General features: G+C 55.3%; 1 protein-coding gene. It reads right to left on the minus strand.

The window, feature by feature from the left end; genetic code table 11:
* Positions 1-1,026 (minus strand): elongation factor Tu (gene tuf, locus AC1DIG_RS29260; RefSeq protein ID WP_477770104.1); only part of this gene is annotated, 1,026 nt, incomplete at its 5' end.

The following is a 1,026-nucleotide window of genomic DNA, read 5'->3' on the forward strand; positions in this document are numbered from 1 at the left end:
TTACTCGATGATTTTGGCTACGACGCCAGCGCCGACGGTACGACCGCCTTCACGGATAGCGAAACGCAGACCGTCTTCCATTGCGATGGTTTTGATCAGGGTAACAGTCATCTGAATGTTGTCACCTGGCATTACCATTTCAACGCCTTCTGGCAGCTCGCAGTTACCAGTCACGTCAGTAGTACGGAAGTAGAACTGCGGACGGTAGCCTTTGAAGAACGGAGTGTGACGACCGCCTTCTTCCTTGCTCAGAACATAAACTTCTGCAGTGAACTTGGTGTGCGGCTTAACCGAACCTGGCTTAACCAGAACCTGACCACGCTCAACGTCGTCACGCTTGGTGCCACGCAGCAGAACGCCGCAGTTCTCGCCAGCACGACCTTCGTCGAGCAGTTTGCGGAACATTTCAACACCGGTGCAGGTGGTGACGGTAGTGTCACGCAGACCAACGATTTCCAGTGGATCCTGAACGCGAACGATACCGCGCTCGATACGACCAGTCACAACAGTACCGCGACCCGAGATCGAGAATACGTCTTCGATTGGCATCAGGAACGGCTTGTCGATAGCACGCTCAGGCTCTGGGATGTAGCTGTCCAGAGTCTCAACCAGCTTCTTGACGGCAGTGGTGCCCATCTCGTTATCGTCCAGACCTTCCAGCGCCATACGGGCAGAGCCGATGATGATTGGAGTGTCGTCGCCCGGGAAGTCGTAAGTGCTCAGCAGATCGCGCACTTCCATCTCAACCAGTTCCAGCAGCTCTGCGTCGTCTACCAGGTCAGCCTTGTTCAGGAAAACCACGATGTACGGAACGCCTACCTGACGGGACAGCAGGATGTGCTCACGGGTTTGTGGCATCGGACCATCAGCGGCCGAGCAAACCAGGATAGCGCCGTCCATTTGAGCAGCACCGGTGATCATGTTCTTCACRTAGTCAGCGTGACCTGGGCAGTCAACGTGAGCGTAGTGACGGATCTTCGAGTTGTACTCAACGTGTGCGGTGTTGATGGTGATACCGCGAGCTTT

This window comes from Pseudomonas sp. 05N431 (assembly GCF_056397005.1).